Raw genomic sequence first — 15756 nt, 5'->3', positions numbered from 1 at the left:
TCAGGAAACACGCACTGTGGCGGCACCCTGACACTCCGGCGTCGCATCGCTCGCCATGGCCTCCGTGACCAGCGCGGCGAGCCGGTCCAGGCCCAGATCGATGGACTCCGGTGTGACGGCGCTCACCGACAACCGCAGCGCATTCACCGGTGTGCCCGCGTCGTAGAAGTGCGCCATCGGGGTCCAGAGCACGCCGTACTCGCGCGCCGAGCGGTGCAGCAGCGCGTCGTCGACGGCGAACGGCACGCTCACCACCACGAAGAACCCGCCGGCCGGGACGGTCCAGGAGACCGGGCCGCCGGGCGGGAAGCGCCGGGCCAGGCCGTCGACCAGGTGGCGCAGGTTGCGGGCGTACGCGGCCCGCTCCCTGACGTTCGCGGCCACCAGCGAGCAGTCGTGCGCGAGCAGCGCGCCGCCGATCACCGCCTGGCTGATCGGCGACGTGTTCACGGTGACCATGCTCTTGATCTTCGCGAGGTGGTCGGCGAGCGGGACGACGGCGCCGTCCGCCTCGCCCACCCGCTGGTCGGCCACCACGTAGCCGACCCGGGCGCCGGGTAGCACGGTCTTGGCGAACGAGCCGAGGTAGACCACCCGGCGGGCGGTGTCCAGCGCCTTGAGCGTGGGCCGCCGCTCGGTGCCGTCGGCCGGGAACAGGCCGTACGGGTTGTCCTCGATCAGCAGCAGGTCCTCCTCGGCGGCCAGCTCCAGCAGCCGCCGACGCTGCGCGGTGTCCATGCTGACCCCGGACGGGTTGGCGAAGTCGGGCATCACGTAGCAGCCCCGGGGCCGCAGCCCCTCCGCGCGGGCCCGGCGCACCCCGGCGCGCAGGTCGTCCAGGTCGACGCCGCCGGGCCCGCCGGCCACCGGGCGTACCGGCAGGTCGACCAGGCGGGCCGCGCCGGTGAGCCCGACGTACGTGGGCGCCACCGCGAACAGCACGTCGGCCGGGCCGGCCCGCAGCGCGCGCAGCACCAGGAACATGGCCTCCTGGCAGCCGACGGTCACCACTATCGACTCCGGATCGACGGTGAGCCCCTCGTCCACGGCGAGGTGACGGGCGATCAGGTGGTGCACGATGCCCTTGGTGCGGCCGTACTGCAGCAGCGTCCGGTCCACACCGGCCCGGTCCAGCCCGACCTCCTCGGCCAGGTAGCGCCGGAAGCGGTCCAGGTGCGTGTGCAGCAGCGCGGAGTCGAAGAACTCCTCGTACGGCCGCCCGGCCGCCAGCGACACCGCGTCCGGGTAGTGCTGCGCCACCTCGTTGAGGAAGTTCATCGAGTTCAGTGCCGGGTCGCCGACGCTGCCGTGCAGCGCCGAGACGGCCAGGTCGAGCGGCTCCACGTCAGACTCCGATCCGGGTACGCAGCCGCCGGGCCGAGGCCGGGTCGGGGCAGCCGCTGAGGATGAGGGCGTCGCGCAGTTCCGCCGCGAGCAGCGCCAGCGCCGCCTCGGCGCCCGCCCGGCCACCGGCCGCGAGCGCCCAGAGCAGCGGCCGGCCCAGCAGCACGCCGTCCGCGCCGAGCGCCAGCGCGCGCAGCACGTCGACCCCGCTGCGGATGCCGCTGTCCAGCAGCACCGCGCACCGCTGCTCGACCGCCTCGACCACCTCTGGAAGCACGGCCGCGCTGGCCGGGGCCGCGTCGAGCTGCCGGCCGCCGTGGTTGGAGACCACGACGGCGTCGACGCCGGCGTCCGCCGCGCGGACCGCGTCGCGCGGGTCCAGGATGCCCTTGACCAGCAACGGCACCCGGGTACGCCCCCGTAGCCACTCCAGGTCCGCCCAGCTCAGCGCCGGGGCGAAGACCGCACCGGTGTGCACCGCCACCGCCGAGACGCCCGGCGTGCCCTGGTGCGCGAGGTCGTCCCGGCCGCCGGGCAGGTTCGCGGCGGTGACGTGCGGCGGCAGCGCGAAGCCGTTACGGGCGTCGCGCAGGCGCCGCCCGAGCACCGGCACGTCCACAGTGACCATCACCGCCGCGCAGCCGGCCGCCTCCGCCCGGTCGAGCAGGTCGGCCACCAGGGCCCGGTCGCGCAGCCAGTAGAGCTGGAACCACACCGTCGCCCCGGTCGCCGCGATCTCCTCGATCGGGGTGCTGGACAGTGTGCTCGCCACGTAGGGCACGCCCGCCGCGCGGGCCGCCGCCGCGAGCGCCGGCTCGCCGTCGGGGTGCAGCAGCCGCTGGTACGCCATCGGCGCCACAGCCACCGGCAGCGCGGCCCGGCCACCGGGCAGCGTCGCCTCGGTGGACGGGTCGTCCACGCCGGCCAGCATCCGGGGCAGCACCGCCACCCGGTCCAGCGCGGCCCGGTTCGCGGCAAGCGCGGTCTCGGTGCCGCTGCCACCGTCGACGAAGTCCCACACGTCGGCGGGAAGCACGGCCCGGGCCGGCGCGGCGAACTCGGCCAGGCTCGCCGGCGGCACGAACTCGTCGGTCGCGTCGCCGGGCGGCTGCGCGTCCCGCGCCGGGGTGGCGGCCGGGTCAGCCATGGCCGCCCGCGCCAACCCTGCTCCCGGCCGCGTCCACCGTGTTCCCGGCCGGGTCTGCCGTGCCCCCGGCCGGGTCTGCCGTGCCCCCGGCCGGGAACACGCCAGCAGCGGATTCGCCCGTGCCGGACGTCGCGCCGGCCGCGCCGGACGTGCCGTCGAGCCCGAACGCGCGGCGTAGGAAGGCGGCAGCCCGTTCCTGGGCCTGCCGTCCGGCGTCGAACACGCCGGGCATCGCGAAGAACCCGTGCACCATGCCCGGATAGTCGTCCGTCTCGGTGGGCACGCCCGCCTCGCGCAGCCGTTCCGCGTACCGCAGGCCCTCGGCGCGCAGCGGATCGTGCCCGGCGGTGACCACCAGTGCCGGGGGCAGGCCGGAGAGATGCTCCGCGAGCAGCGGCGAGGCCAGCGGGTGGGCCGCGTCGCCGGGGTCGGCCAGGTAGTGGCCGCGGTACCAGCCGACCGAGTGCCTGTTGAACAGCATCGGGTCCTCGTCGTCGCCGGGCCGGTGCCCCGGCCGCTGGTCGGTGTTCGGGTAGACCAGCAGCTGGGCGGCGAGCCGGGGACCGCCGTCGGCACGCGCCAGCAGCGTCACAGCGGCGGCCAGGTTCCCGCCCGCGCTGTCGCCGCCCACCGCCAGCCGTTCGGCGTCGACGCGGAACTCGGCGGCGTGCGCGGCGAGGTGCCGCAACGCTGCGTGGCAGTCCTCCACAGCGGCTGGGAACGGGTGCTCCGGGGCGAGCCGGTAGCCGACAGTCACGGTCTGGGCGCCGGTGAGGTTGACCAGCCGGCGGCAGATCCCGTCGGCCGTGTCGACGCTGCCGAGCGTCCAGCCGCCACCGAAGAAGTAGACGAGCGTGGGCAGCGGTCCGTCGCCGTCCGGCCGGTGGATCCGCACCGGCAGCGGCCCGGCCGGGCCGGGCACCGTCGTGTCGCGTACCTCGGCGACCGGCTCGACCGCGCCGGAGCCGGCGCGGATCGCGGCGAGGTCGGCGGCGCGGGCCTCGGCGAGGGTCTGGGTGTAGAGCGGCACGGTGCCGGCGGCGGCCCGCGCGGCCCGCCACGCGACCACCTGCGGATCGAGTGTCATCCGGCCTCCCCGGTGGTGACGAACAGTTTGTCGATACCGCGCAGGAACAGGCTCCCGCTGTACGTGTAGGGCTGGGTGACGGCGAGCCGGGGGAAGCGCGCGAACAGGCGCGGCAGCGCCAGGCGGCCCTCCAGCCGGGACACCGCCGAGCCGAGGCAGAAGTGCAGTCCGACGCCGAAGGCCAGCGACGGCGGGCCGTCGCGTCGCGGGTCGAAGCGGTCCGGGTCCGGGAACCGGGCCGGGTCGCGGTTGGCGGCGGCGATCAGCAGCAGCACGTTGTCGTCACGGTCGACCGGGACGCCGTCGAGGTCGACACCGGCCGGTGCGGAGCGGGCCAGGAAGTGCACCGGACTCTCCATCCGCAGCACCTCCTCCACGCAACCGCGGGCCAGCGCGTCGTCGCCGGGCAGCGCGGCGGTCACGTCCGGGTGGTCCAGCAGCAGCGGCAGGCCGTTGCTGAACATGTAGACGGTGGTCACGAAGCTGGCGTTGAACAGCACGATCAGGTTGCTGATCAACTCCTCCTCGGTGAGGTCGACGCCGCCCGCGTCGAGCACCTCGACCAGCCCGCTGATCAGGTCGTGGCCGGGTGCGCGGCGACGGTGGGCGATCAGGTCCCGGTAGTAGACGCGCAACTCCTCGGCGGCCTGGTTGGCCCGGGCCAGCCGCTCCGGCGTCTTGCCGGAGACGTCCATGTACTCGTCGATCCAGTCGACCCGCTGCCGGTACCAGGACAGGTCGGCCGCGGGCAGTCCGATGAACTCGGCCATCACCAGCGCCGGGACCGGGTACGCGAAGTCGGCCACGAAGTCCACCTCGTGGCCGTCCGCGCCCACCTCGGCCATGTGGTCGAGACGTTCGGCGACGATCCGCTCGATCACCGGCTCCAGTGCGCCGAGGCGACGAGGGGTGAACGTCCTGGCGAACACCGCCCGCATGCGGGTGTGGTCAGGCGGGTTGACGAACATCATCGAGGTGAGGAACGTGCGCAGGATCTCCTGCTCCTCCCAGCCGGGCGGGAAGCCCTTGTACCAGCCGGGGTCGCGCAGGATCCGGTCCACCACGTCGTACCCACTGGCGACCGCGCTGACGGTGCTGTGCTCGGCCCGGGCCGGAACGGCGTTTATCGGCCCGTGCTCGTGCAGGGCCGCGTAGAAGGGATAGGGGTTCTGCCGGCCCTGCTCGCTGTAGAGCCCGGTCAGGATCTCGCTGACGTCCACTGTCTCTTCCTCCCCAGGAAACGGCGGCGGGGGCGGCGTCGTGTCGACCGCCGCCCCCGCCCGGTGTCACAGTCCGAGCAGCTTCAGTGGCACGGCGTTCGCCATGGCCGCAGCGCCCGTGTCGTTCGGGTGGATGTGGTCACCCGAGTCGTACGCCGGCAGCAGCCGGCTCGGCTGGGCCGGGTCCCGCATCACCGCGTCGAAGTCGACGACGCCGTCGAACTCGGCCCGGCCGGGCCCGCGCAGCCAGGTGTTGACGGCCTGCCGGGTGGCGTCCTTCTCCGGGGTCCACACGCCCGGCCCGCCGTTGCCCTCGTACGGCATGAGCGTGCCGGCGATGCTGGTCAGGCCGCGTGCCTGGACCTGCCGGTTGAGCTGGCGCAGCGAGGCGATGATCGCCTCCGGGCTGTCGCCGTTCATCCAGATGTCGTTGATGCCCAGGTGGGTGATGACGGTACGCACCCCGGTCTGCGGGAACACGTCCTCGTTGAGCCGGGCCAGCGCGTTCGGGCCCAGCTCGTAGTAGCCGGGGAAACCGCCCGCGCCGGGCTCGGTGCCCTCGTGGTTGAGCCGGTTGCCTGCCAGGCTGAGGTTGAGCACACCCGGCGTACGCGGCTCCGGGCGGGCGTCGATCAGCCGCTCGGCCAGCAGGTCCGGCCAGCGGCGGTCGGCGTTGACGGTGCTGCCGTTGCCGTCGCCGATCGAGTCGCCCAGCACCACGACCGAGCCGGGCGTGACCTTGCGCTCCACGTCGATGCCGGACAGGAACATCCAGCAGCAGTTGGGCCGGATGGTGAACCCGGCGCCGTCGGCCGCGGAGGTGAGGTCGGTGGCGCCGATGAAGTTGGTGACCCGGGACTGGCCGTGGAACGTCACCGGCCCGGTGAGCACCGGGAAGTACAGGGTGACCACCAGGTCCTCCTGCTCGGCCACCGGGAAGGCCACCGGGTCGCTGAGCAGCTCGGCGCCCTTGTTGATGGTCGCCGACCCGGCGCCGGAGAACGTCAGCTGGCGGACGCTTGCCGGGACGATGTCGGACAGGTCGTCGGGGGTGGCGGTGTTCGGCCGGGCGATCGTGGCGCGGCCGACCTGGACGGCCTGCTGGCCGTACAGGTTGGTCAGCCGCACCCGCAGGCGCGGCCCGCCGACCGAGGTCTGCACTGTCATCCGGATGCTCTGGTTGTTCAGGCCGGTCTCGGTCAGGCCCACGTTGTTCCCGCGGGTCACCGCCGCGGCCCAGGTTCCGGCCCACTCGGCGCGCCCGTGCCCGGCGCGGTCGTTCCCGGTCGGGCCGGCGCTCGCGGTGACCGCCGGGGTGGCGGCGATCAGCAGCGTTACGGCGGAAGCTATGACGTGCCATCTCTTCGGGGTCGGCATCGATCCTCCATGGTCGGCAGCCCCGGGCGTGACGCGGTCGGCGGCACCGGCCCGGGCGATGGACCGGAAACTAGCTTCCGGCCGTGACGAGCGTCAATCAACCTGATCGACATGATCAAATGCCCGGGGGACGTGACGCAGCGACGATCGGCTCTGTCCGCCGTGGACCGCGGCTGCCTAGGCTCGGGGCTGGCGGCGGTGCGGTCGCCGACCCTGGCACCTGCCGTCTTGTCCCGGCCCTGACCTGGCCGGACGCCGCTTGCGGACCATGATGGGGGCTGCCCGATGACCGACCGGCCGAACTACGTGCACGAGGCGCTGGAGCTGTTCGCCGGGTTCGGCGACCGGGAGGCGCTCGTCGGCGGCGGACGCCGCCTCACCTACCCCCAGGTCGCCGCGCAGGTGCGCGGCCTGGCCGCCGCGTTGCGCCGTCACGGGGTACGCCCCGGCGCGGCGGTGCTGGTGATGCTCGGCAACACCGTGGAGGGTCCGCTGCTGCAACTGGCCCTGCACCTGCTGGGCTGCCGGAGCATGTGGGTCGCCCCGGTGACCTCCCGCCGGGAGGTCGACGAGTTCGTCGCGCTGTCCGCGCCGGAGGCGTTCGTGCACGACCCGCGTGACGCGCAGGCGGTGGAGGTCGCGGCGGGCCTGTCCGGCGTACCGGTGCTCTGCCTCGGCCCCGGCGGCGCCGGTCCGGACCTGACCGCCGAGGCCGCCGGGCCGGCGCCGGACCTGCCCGCCGAGGTGCCCGCGCCGGAGTCGTTCCTGCAGACCAGCGGCACCACCGGCACGCCGAAGCTGGTGCACCACCGGGAGAGCTTCTACCGGCAGGTGCTCGCGCTCGCCGCCGACTTCCGGGGCGCCGGTTTCCCGCTGCTGCGGCACCTGTCGCACTCCCCCATGTGGCTCGCCAGCGGCCAGATCACCACGCTGTTCAACCTGTTCACCGGCGGCGTGCTGTTCCTGCGCGAGCAGTGGGATCCGGCCGCGTTCATCGCCACTGTGCACACCGAGCGGCTCACCTCCACGTTCGTCACCCCGCCGATGCTCTACGAGGTGCTCGACCACCCCGACCTGCCGGGCGCCGACTTCTCCGCGATGTTCATGTTCAACGTGGGCGCCGGGCCCGCCGCGCCGGCCCGGCTGCGCCAGGCCATCGCCCGCTTCGGCCCGTGCCTGCGCATCGTGTACGGGCTCAGCGAAGCGGTGGTCATCTGCGCGCTACCAGGGCTCACCGAGGACCCGGAGCACCCGGAGCGGCTGCGTTCCTGCGGCCGCCCGTACGGCGACGTGTCGGTCCAGATCCGCGACGCCGGCGGGCGGGTGCTGCCGGCCGGCGAGGACGGTGAGGTGTGGGTACGCACCAAGCTGAGCTTCGCCGGCTACCACGGCCAGCCGGAACTGACCGCCGAGACGCTCGTCGACGGCTGGGTCCGCACCCGCGACATCGGTCACGTGGACACCGACGGCTACCTCTACCTGGTCGACCGGTTGCAGGACCGGATCCTCACCCGGCAGCGCAGCTGGCCGATCTACTCCCGCCCGATCGAGGACGTGCTCGCCGGCCACCCCGAGGTACGCGCCGCCGCGGTGATCGGCGTGCCGGACCCGGTGGCCGGGGAGCTGCCGCACGCGTACGTGGTGCCCGCGCCCGGCGCCTCGGTGACCGGTGAGGAGCTGATCGCGCTCGTGGTCCGGGAACTGAGCGAGACCTGGGCACCGGGCGCCGTGGAGTTCGTCGACGCGCTGCCGCTGAACCGGTCCGCGAAGGTGGACAAGCGGGCGCTGCGGGCCCGGTACGCCGCCACGCACCCGGCCGGCGCCGACCCGATCGGCAGCCCGGCGTGAACCCGCGCCGGGAGTTGTACACCCTGGTCGGCGCCGACCTGCTGTCCAACCTCGGCACGCGGATCTCGGTGGTGGCCATCCCCTGGCTGGTGCTGGAGACCACCGGCAGCCCCACCAAGATGGGACTCGTCGCGGCGGCGGAGACGCTTCCGTACATGCTCTCCAGCGCGCTGGCGACCCCGTGGGCGGACCGGTTCGGGGTACGCCGTACCTCGGTGTTCGTGGACGCGGCGAGCGCCGTCGCGATGGCCGTGGTGGCGCTGGCGCCCTGGCTCGGCTTCGGCACGCTGCTCGTGCTCGTGGCGGTCGCCGGCGGGCTGCGCGGCATCGGCGACCGGGTCAAGCACGTGCTGTTCAAACCGGCGGCCGAGCGGGCCGGGGTGCCGCTCATCCGGCTCACCAGCGCCTACGACGGCCTGGCCCGGGGCATGACGCTGTTCGGCGCGGTGCTCGGCGGGCTGCTCATCGACTGGGTCGGGCTGACCCGGGCCATCTGGATCGACGCGGCCACGTTCGCGGTCTGCGCGCTGCTGATCGGCGTGCTGGTCCGCCCGCCCGCACCGGCGCAGCCCGCGCCCCGGGAGCCGTACCTGCGGGCACTGCGCGGCGGCTTCGCGTACCTGCGCACCGACCGGACGTTGATGACCATGCTGATCGTGGTCTCGGTGTCGAACATGTTCGCCAACGCAAGCGTCGCGGTCTGGATCCCGCTGTGGGTCAACGAGGTGCTCGGCGACCCGGCCGGGTTCGGTCTGCTGCTCGGTGTCTTCTCGGCCGGCGCGCTGCTGGGCAACGTACTGTTCACCGTGGTCGGCACGCGGCTGCCCGCCGGGGCGACGTTCGCGCTGGGGCTGACGCTCAGCGGCGCGCCCCGGCTGCTCGCGCTGGCGCTCAGCGAGAACCTGGTCGTGGTGCTCGTGGTGACGTTCCTGTCCGGCATCGGCATCGCGGCGGTGAACCCGCTGCTCGGCGCCGCGCTCTACCAGCGGGTGCCGGGCGAGCTGCAGACCCGGGTGCTGGGCATCTCCGGATCGGTGGCGTTCCTCGGCCTGCCCGTCGGCGCGCTGCTCGGCGGCTGGTCGGTGGCGCTGCTCGACCTGACCCCGGCGCTGCTGGTGATGTCGGTGGTCTGCCTGGTGCTGACCGTCGGGCCGCTGCTGCTGAGCCGCGCGTCCCGGCGCCCGGCAACCGAACCGGCCACGCCCACGCCGGTGTGAGCCGTCGTGTCGGGGGCCGGCGGTAGGGTCGGTGCCATGGCGACCTGGGACGACGTGCGGCGCATCGCGCTGGCCCTGCCCGAGACCACCGAGCGGCCCACCTACGACCAGGCGCCCGCCTGGCGCGTACGCGACAAGTCGTTCGTCTGGGAACGGCCGCTGCGCCGCGGCGACCTCGACGTGCTCGGCGACGCCGCGCCCGACGGCCCGGTCCTCGGCGCGCGGGTGCCCGACCTGGGCGCCAAGGAGGCGCTGATCGCCGACGACCCGGCTGTCTACTTCACCACGCCGCACTTCGACGGCTACCCCGCGGTGCTGGTGCGGCTCGACCGGATCGACGTGGACGAGCTGACCGAGCTGATCACCGAGGCGTGGTACGCACGCGCACCGAAGCGGCTCGCCACGGCGCACCGGGCGGAGAACGCGTGACCGGCCCGGTGGACGCGATCGTGTTCGACATGGACGGCACGCTCGTCGAGTCCCACCCGGTGGTGCCCGCGGCGTACCGGGCGGCGGTGCGCGCCGGGGGCGGGCCCTCGTACACCGACGCCGAGGTCATCGCCGGCTACTCGATCGGCTCCCCGGCGGACCTGTTGACGCACCTGCTGCGGCGGCCGGCCTCCGGCGACGACCTGGACCGCTACCACGCCGAGCTGGACGCGCTCGCCGGGCGGGTACGCGTCTACCCCGGCGTCGCGGACGCGCTCGCCGAGATCGCCGCCCGGGTGCCCGTGGGCGTGTTCACCGGCGCGAGCCACCGGGCCGCCGAGATCCTGCTCGACCGGGCGGGCCTGCTCGGTCACTTCGAGGTCGTCCTCGGTGGAGACCAGGTCGAGCGCCCGAAACCGGCGCCCGACGGCGTGGAAGCGGCCTGCCGGCGGCTCGGCGTGCCGCCCGGCCGTGCCGCGTACGTGGGTGACTCACCGCTTGACGTACGCGCCGCCCGGCGCAGCGGCGCGGTCGCGGTGGCCGCCGCCTGGGGTCACCAGTACGACCCCGACGAGCCGGCCGACCTCAGCCTGACCCGGCCCGGGGAGCTGCTGGCCCTGCTGCCCTGAGCGCGGCGGCCACCGCCTCCTCGGGCGAACCGGCCCGGACCGGGCCGGGCACCGGGTCCCCGTGGGCGTCCAGGATCCGCCACCCGCCCAGCACCACCACCGGGATGCCACCGCGCCGCATGCCGAGGGCCACCTCGCTGAGCGTCCCCCAGGAACCGCCGATCCCGATCACCGCGTCCGCGCTCCACACCAGGACGGCGTTACGGGCCTGACCCATGTTCGTCACCACGGTCGCGGACACCTCCGCCGTGCCGGGGTAGGTGCCGTCGCCGGGGCTTATCCCGATCACCAGCCCGGAACGCGCCCGTGCGCCCGCCGCGACGGCAGCCATCACCCCGCCGCCTCCACCGCAGAGCACCGCGATCCCGCGCTCGGCCAGCAGTTCGCCCACCCGCCGCGCGGCCGCGGTCTCGTCCTCGGTCGCCGCCTCCGGACCACACACCGCCACCTGCATCCGCATCCCTCCATTCCGGACGCCTGAGCCGTCCAAGTCGCGCCACCACTTTGCCCCGTCTCGGGGCGCGGCCGAACCCTTTTCCCGCGCACCTGGCTCGGCTAGCCTGCCGGTCATGCCATCGACGTTGACCGAGGCGACCGACCCGTGGTGCCTGCGGCCGGGAGAGGCCGCCGACCTGCTGCGCGGGCACCCGTGGCGCCGGTTCGTGGTGCTGGGTGACAGCGTCGCGGAAGGGCTGTGCGAGCCCGTCGACGGCTACCCCGACGTCCAGTGGGCCGACCGGATCGCCGCCGAACTGCGCGCCGTCCGGCCGGAGCTGGCGTACCTGAAACCTGGCCGGCTACGCGTCATGAGGTCCGGGCCAAACCCAGCGCTCGCCGACGCGCTGGCCTTCCAACCGGACCTGGCCCTCGTGGGTGTGCGGCGGCAACGACGTGCCCGGTCCGGCTACGATCCGGACGCGGTCGACGCCGAGCTGACCGCCATGATCATCGCGCTGCGGAGGCCGGGGCGGACGTGATCACGGTGGGCATGTTCGACGTGTCGCACAGCCCGGCCGTGCCGGAGACGCTGCGCGCGGCGCTGGCGAGCGGAGGGGCGTGGCCGGGTCAGGCACACTCCGCGTGGCCGAGCGCCCGGGCGCCGCACGTCCACCTGACCGACCATCCGCTGGTGTCGCCGCCGACCCGTCGCTGCACAGCAGCGACGGCCGCACGGCAGCGCCCGCAGCGACGCGGTAGCCACCGCCGAAACCCTGAGGGTCCTCCACCCACCTCCCCACCCCGACCTGCCTGGATCCGTCCGTTGATCACATGAGTTCGTGTCGGTGACACGCCTCCGGAGGACGCAAACCCTTGATCAACGCGCCGGGTGGACGGGACGGAGGCGAGGGGCGGGGGGTGGGGTGGGTGGGGTGGGTCAGTCGGTCAGAGGATGCCGGTCAGGGAGACGCCTCGGGCCAGGTTGAGGACCTCGTCGCAACCCGGGTAACCGACCCGGGCCAGCGCGCCCGATTCGGTGCGGTCGAACAGGTACGGGGCGAGGCTGTACGGGACGTCGGCGGTGACCGTCTCACCGGTCTCGATCTGCACGAAGTCCATCGCCACCCGGTCCGCCTCGTGGTAGCGCTGCAGGATGTTGCCGCCCTCGGCGATGGCCGCGCGCACCCCGTCCGCCCACGCGACGGCTGTCATCTCCCGGCCGATCAGCACCCCGTGCCCGGCCGAGCCGCCGGCCGGCTTGGCGACCAGGTCGGCCTGTTCGGCGAGCGCCCGGTCGAGCTGGTCGGCGGTGAGCGCCACGGTGTGCGGCACGTACCGGCGGATCAGCGTCCGGTCGTCCTCCGGCAGCAGGTCCAGGTCCTCCCAGAGCCACGCGTAGTTCAGCTTGTTGCTGAGCAGCCAGGCGGCGCTGCTGACGAACATCGGCAGCGTGCCGGCGGCGAGCGCGCCCGCCACCGCGTCCAGCCCGGGGCTGGGCGTGACCCGGTTGGGCACGAACAGCCGGAACAGCGCGTCGACCGGGGCGCCGCCGACGACCAGCCGGTTCTGCGCGTCCAGCGTGGCGGTGGCGACCGGGGCGATGACCAGGTCGATGCCGAACGGGCGGGCCTGGTCGATCAGCGGGGACAGGATCCGGATGAACGTCTCCGGGTCGTCCAGTCCCGGATAGTCGGCGTCGAAGTCCATCAGCAGCGCCACCCGGGCGCCGTCGGGCAGGCCGAGCGTGTCCCGGATGGCCACGAACCGCTGGTCCAGCAGCGAGGGCGCGGGCCGCGCCCCGTCGAGCAGGTCGTGGGCGCGGTACAGCTCGGCGTACCGCTGGATCACCGTGTCGGCGTCGAAGCCGCCGCCGAGGCTGCTGTCGATGTTGTACTCCACGATGCACGGCACGCCGCCGGAGAACAGCACGTCCGGCCGGTACGCGGCGAGCAGCCCCTCGTGCAGTTCCTCGTCCGGGTCGAGCAGGCGGGTCTCCCCGTCCGGCACGTCGAGCAGCAGGCGCAGCTGACCGGCGGTGCGGGCGCGACGCCGGCACGCCTCCAGGATGAGCTGGGCGATGCGGTCGCACACCTCGTTCAGCTCGCGGAACGCGTCGGCGGTGAACACCGGCGGGCGGGCCAGCCGCCACTGCTTGTTGTACGTGGCCCGGCCGTGGAAGATCTTCTCCCACGCCGCGGCGCCGGTGGTCACCATCGCGGTGCGGGTGGACTCGGGCAGGTCGGTCCACGCCCGGCCGAGCGGCGGCCACGTGTAGTTCGGGTCCATCGTTCATCCGTCCTTGAGGGTCAGTTGGATGGCGGCGGTGAGCTGGTCGCGGCCCGGCTGCACGGCGCGGTCCAGGGCGGGCGCGAAGGGCAGCACCGCGCCGTCGGGGCGGGTGACGCGCCGGGGTGGCGCGGCCAGCCGGACCCGCTCGACCACCGTGGCGATGATCTCCCCGGCGATGCCGCAGGAGCGGTTGCCGTCGTCGACGACCACCAGCCGCCCGGTGCGGCTCACCGACTCGACGAGGCCGTCCCAGTCGAACGGGTAGAGCGTGCGGGGGTCGAAGACCTCCACCGACGCCTGGCCGGCGAGTTCGTCGGCGACGGCGAGCGCGTCGTGCACCAGGTGCCCGACCGCCACCACGGTCACGTCGGCGCCGCCGCGGCGGACGATTCCCCGGCCCAGCGGCACCGGCGCCGGGTCGGTGACGTCGGCGCGCAGGTCCAGGGCGCCGGCCGGGGCGAAGACCACCACCGGGTCGTCGCAGCGGATCGCGGAGACCAGCAGCCCGTACGCGTCGGCCGGGGTGGCCGGTACGACTGTGGTCACCCCGACGTGGGCGAACAACGCGTACGGGTGGTCGGAGTGCTGCCCGGCCCAGCCGGTGCGGGAGCCGGAGCCGGGCACCACGTAGGTGACCGGCACCGCGCACTGACCGCCGGTCATCAGCGGGAACTTGTGCGCGTGGTTGACGATCTGCTCGAAGACCAGGAACAGCAGCGACGGGATCTGGAACTCCACCACCGGGCGGGCCCCGGCCAGCGCCGCACCGGTGGCGAAGCTGGTGAACGCCTGCTCGGACAGCGGGGTGTCACGGACCCGTTCCGGGCCGAACTTCTTCAGCAGGCCGGTGGTGACGTTGGCGGCGGCCACCCGGATGTCCTCGCCGAGCACCACGACCGACTCGTCGCGGGTCATCTCGTCGGCCAGGGCCCGGGTGAGCGCCCTGCGGTAGGAGAGCCGGGGCATCAGCCACCTCCGGTCCGGGCGGTGAGCCCGCTGGCGTACAGGTGGTCCAGGGCGGTCGCCGGGTCGGGGTGCGGCCCGGCGAGCGCGTACTCGACGGCGGCGTCCAGTTCCGCCTCGACGGCGGCGTCCACCTCGGCCCGTACCGCCGGGTCGAGCCGCGCGCCGGCGATGTCGACCGGATCGCGGGACCGGCCCTCGGCCACCTCCTGCGGCGGCCGGTAGTCGAGGCGTACCTGATGTTCGAAGGTGTGGTGGGCGTCGAAGCGGTACGTGCGGGCCTCGACCAGTTCGGGTCCGCCGCCGGCGCGCATCCGCGCGACGGCGGCGGCGGCGACCTCGCGTACCGCCTCGGGGTCCTGCCCGTCGACGGCGGCCGCCGGCATGCCGAACGCGGCGGCCCGGCCGGCGATGGTGCCGGCGACCGCGCCGTCGACCGGCATGGTGGTGGCGTAGCCGTTGTTCTCGCAGACGAACAGCACCGGCACGCGCCAGAGCGCGGCCAGGTTGAACGCCTCCAGGAGCATGCCCTCGTTCACCGCGCCGTCGCCGAAGAAGGTGGCGCCGACGATGTCGGCGCCGCGCCGCCGGCGCTCCCACACCGCGCCGGTGAGGATCGCGCCGGCGGCTCCGACGATGGCGTTGGCGCCGAGGACGCCGACGCCGAAGTCGGCGGCGTGCATCGACCCGCCCCGGCCCCGGTTGAGCCCGGTGACCCGGCCGCACAGCTCGGCCAGCATCCGGGCCGGGTCGGCGCCCTTCGCGAGCACGTGCCCGTGCCCGCGGTGGGTGCCGGTGACCAGGTCCTCGGCGGAAAGGGCCGCGCAGACGCCGGCGGCGATCCCCTCCTGACCGAGGTACGGGTGGATGCCGCCGACGATCTCCCCGGCGCGGACCAGCTCGATCGCGCGCTCCTCGAAGCGGCGGATCAGCCGGACCGTCCGGTAGAGCCGGAGCGGGTCGGAGCCGGTCACGCCGGACGGCCCTCCTTGACGGCGGCGAGGATGTCGTCCCAGAGGCGGGCGCGGGCGGCGAGCGCGGCGTTCACCGTGTCGGCGCACTGCTGCCACTTGGTGTCGTCGTCGCCGCACAGGTCGGCCAGCATCTGCATGGCCATCGGGGTGTGCTGCTCGCCGTCGACCTCGATGTGCCGCTCCAGGTAGTCGACGAACTTGTTGAGCCGGTTGCTGCGCTCGTTGACGGCGACGACCTGGGTGAACATCTCCGGGATGAGGTCCTCGCGGCCGAACGCGAACGCCGCGGCCTGGCAGTGCACCGGGGTGGTCTCGATGATCCGCCAGGTGGTGCCGGCGAACGCGGCCGACGCCGCGGGGACGCCCGCCGCGCCGAGCGCCTCGGTGACCGGGGTGCCGTCGCGCAGCAGGTCGACCAGCTTGTTCACGGCGGTGGTGTCGGCACCGGCCTCGGTCATGCCCTGCACGTACAGCTCGAAGTGGCTGATGTAGCCGTCGCCGAGCTCGTCGCTCTCCTCGACCATGACGATGTCGTTGATCAGGCGGCGGCTGCCGGTCGGTCCGGTGGGGATCCACGGCACCGTGACGCAGGTGAGCTGCCGCTGCAGCGACTTCAGCAGCGACATGAAGTCCCAGACGGCGAAGACGTGGTGCTCCATGAACGTGACGAGCGCGTCGTGGGTGTCGAGGTTGGCGTAGAGGGGGTGCTTGACCACCACGTCGCGGCGCTCGGTCACCGCCCGCTCCAGCCGCTCGATGCCCGGGTGCGTCTTACCCCAGTCGTACCGTGACAT

The 15756-nt window shown here is 74.0% G+C and carries 13 protein-coding genes and 2 pseudogenes; 5 read left to right on the top strand and 10 right to left on the bottom strand.

The features are described from left to right. From Q3W68_RS16585 to Q3W68_RS16565, 5 genes and pseudogenes are all read right to left on the bottom strand, one after another. Window positions 1-1344, bottom strand: coding sequence for a PLP-dependent aminotransferase family protein (locus Q3W68_RS16585; RefSeq protein WP_302906288.1), 1344 nt, complete (start codon window positions 1342-1344; stop codon window positions 1-3). A gap of 1 nt (window position 1345) precedes the next feature. Beyond that, window positions 1346-2491 carry an alpha-hydroxy acid oxidase gene (locus tag Q3W68_RS16580; RefSeq protein WP_302906287.1) on the bottom strand — a complete coding sequence of 382 codons (1146 nt, stop codon included), beginning with the start codon at window positions 2489-2491 and terminating at the stop codon, window positions 1346-1348. A gap of 169 nt (window positions 2492-2660) precedes the next feature. Then, window positions 2661-3578, bottom strand: a pseudogene (locus Q3W68_RS16575) (alpha/beta hydrolase); the annotation flags it as partial. Next, on the bottom strand, window positions 3575-4798 hold the full coding sequence (locus tag Q3W68_RS16570) for a cytochrome P450 (protein ID WP_302906286.1): 1224 nt from the start codon (window positions 4796-4798) through the stop codon (window positions 3575-3577). The pseudogene Q3W68_RS16575 and the gene Q3W68_RS16570, both read right to left, overlap by 4 nt. 66 nt (window positions 4799-4864) lie before the next feature. Further along, window positions 4865-6148, bottom strand: a complete 1284-nt coding sequence (locus tag Q3W68_RS16565; protein WP_302906699.1) for an SGNH/GDSL hydrolase family protein — start codon at window positions 6146-6148, stop codon at window positions 4865-4867. A gap of 312 nt (window positions 6149-6460) precedes the next feature. On the opposite strand from Q3W68_RS16565, the gene Q3W68_RS16560 reads away from it, so the two are divergent. Genes Q3W68_RS16560 through Q3W68_RS16545 form a run of 4 tightly spaced genes read left to right on the top strand, consistent with a single transcriptional unit; the run spans window position 6461 to window position 10298 of the window. Further along, window positions 6461-8023: an AMP-binding protein gene (locus Q3W68_RS16560; protein WP_302906285.1), complete on the top strand. Its 1563-nt coding sequence runs from the start codon at window positions 6461-6463 to the stop codon at window positions 8021-8023. Continuing rightward, the gene (locus tag Q3W68_RS16555; protein ID WP_302906284.1) at window positions 8020-9240 is read left to right on the top strand and encodes an MFS transporter; all 1221 of its coding nucleotides are present in this window, start codon (window positions 8020-8022) and stop codon (window positions 9238-9240) included. Before Q3W68_RS16560 ends, Q3W68_RS16555 begins: the two co-directional genes overlap by 4 nt. 36 nt (window positions 9241-9276) lie before the next feature. Beyond that, the gene (locus tag Q3W68_RS16550) at window positions 9277-9669 is read left to right on the top strand and encodes an MmcQ/YjbR family DNA-binding protein (protein WP_302906283.1); all 393 of its coding nucleotides are present in this window, start codon (window positions 9277-9279) and stop codon (window positions 9667-9669) included. Then, window positions 9666-10298, top strand: a complete 633-nt coding sequence (locus Q3W68_RS16545; RefSeq protein WP_302906282.1) for an HAD family hydrolase — start codon at window positions 9666-9668, stop codon at window positions 10296-10298. The genes Q3W68_RS16550 and Q3W68_RS16545 overlap by 4 nt, the downstream gene beginning before the upstream one ends. Here Q3W68_RS16545 and Q3W68_RS16540 read toward each other — a convergent pair. Beyond that, window positions 10255-10758 carry a dethiobiotin synthetase gene (locus Q3W68_RS16540; RefSeq protein ID WP_302906281.1) on the bottom strand — a complete coding sequence of 168 codons (504 nt, stop codon included), beginning with the start codon at window positions 10756-10758 and terminating at the stop codon, window positions 10255-10257. The genes Q3W68_RS16545 and Q3W68_RS16540 overlap by 44 nt on opposite strands. Window positions 10759-10867: 109 nt before the next feature. Between Q3W68_RS16540 and Q3W68_RS16535 the strand changes: the two are divergent. Further along, window positions 10868-11563: pseudogene (locus tag Q3W68_RS16535) on the top strand (SGNH/GDSL hydrolase family protein). A gap of 118 nt (window positions 11564-11681) precedes the next feature. On the opposite strand, the gene Q3W68_RS16530 reads toward Q3W68_RS16535, so the two are convergent. Genes Q3W68_RS16530 through Q3W68_RS16515 form a run of 4 tightly spaced genes read right to left on the bottom strand, consistent with a single transcriptional unit; the run spans window position 11682 to window position 15756 of the window. After that, entirely contained in the window at window positions 11682-13022 is a 1341-nt protein-coding gene (locus tag Q3W68_RS16530; RefSeq protein ID WP_302906280.1) for a hypothetical protein, read from the bottom strand. 3 nt (window positions 13023-13025) lie between these two features. Further along, window positions 13026-13991: an alpha-ketoacid dehydrogenase subunit beta gene (locus Q3W68_RS16525; RefSeq protein ID WP_302906279.1), complete on the bottom strand. Its 966-nt coding sequence runs from the start codon at window positions 13989-13991 to the stop codon at window positions 13026-13028. Continuing rightward, window positions 13991-14962: a thiamine pyrophosphate-dependent dehydrogenase E1 component subunit alpha gene (locus tag Q3W68_RS16520; RefSeq protein WP_302906278.1), complete on the bottom strand. Its 972-nt coding sequence runs from the start codon at window positions 14960-14962 to the stop codon at window positions 13991-13993. Before Q3W68_RS16520 ends, Q3W68_RS16525 begins: the two co-directional genes overlap by 1 nt. Next, window positions 14959-15756 (bottom strand): DUF3050 domain-containing protein, encoded by a 798-nt coding sequence (locus Q3W68_RS16515; protein WP_302906277.1) that lies wholly within the window; start codon window positions 15754-15756, stop codon window positions 14959-14961. The genes Q3W68_RS16520 and Q3W68_RS16515 overlap by 4 nt, the downstream gene beginning before the upstream one ends.

The sequence above is a fragment of the Micromonospora sp. C28ISP2-4 genome (genome assembly GCF_030519385.1).
Taxonomy (GTDB): domain Bacteria; phylum Actinomycetota; class Actinomycetes; order Mycobacteriales; family Micromonosporaceae; genus Micromonospora; species Micromonospora tulbaghiae.
This window is presented reverse-complemented; position numbering and strand designations above follow the sequence as displayed.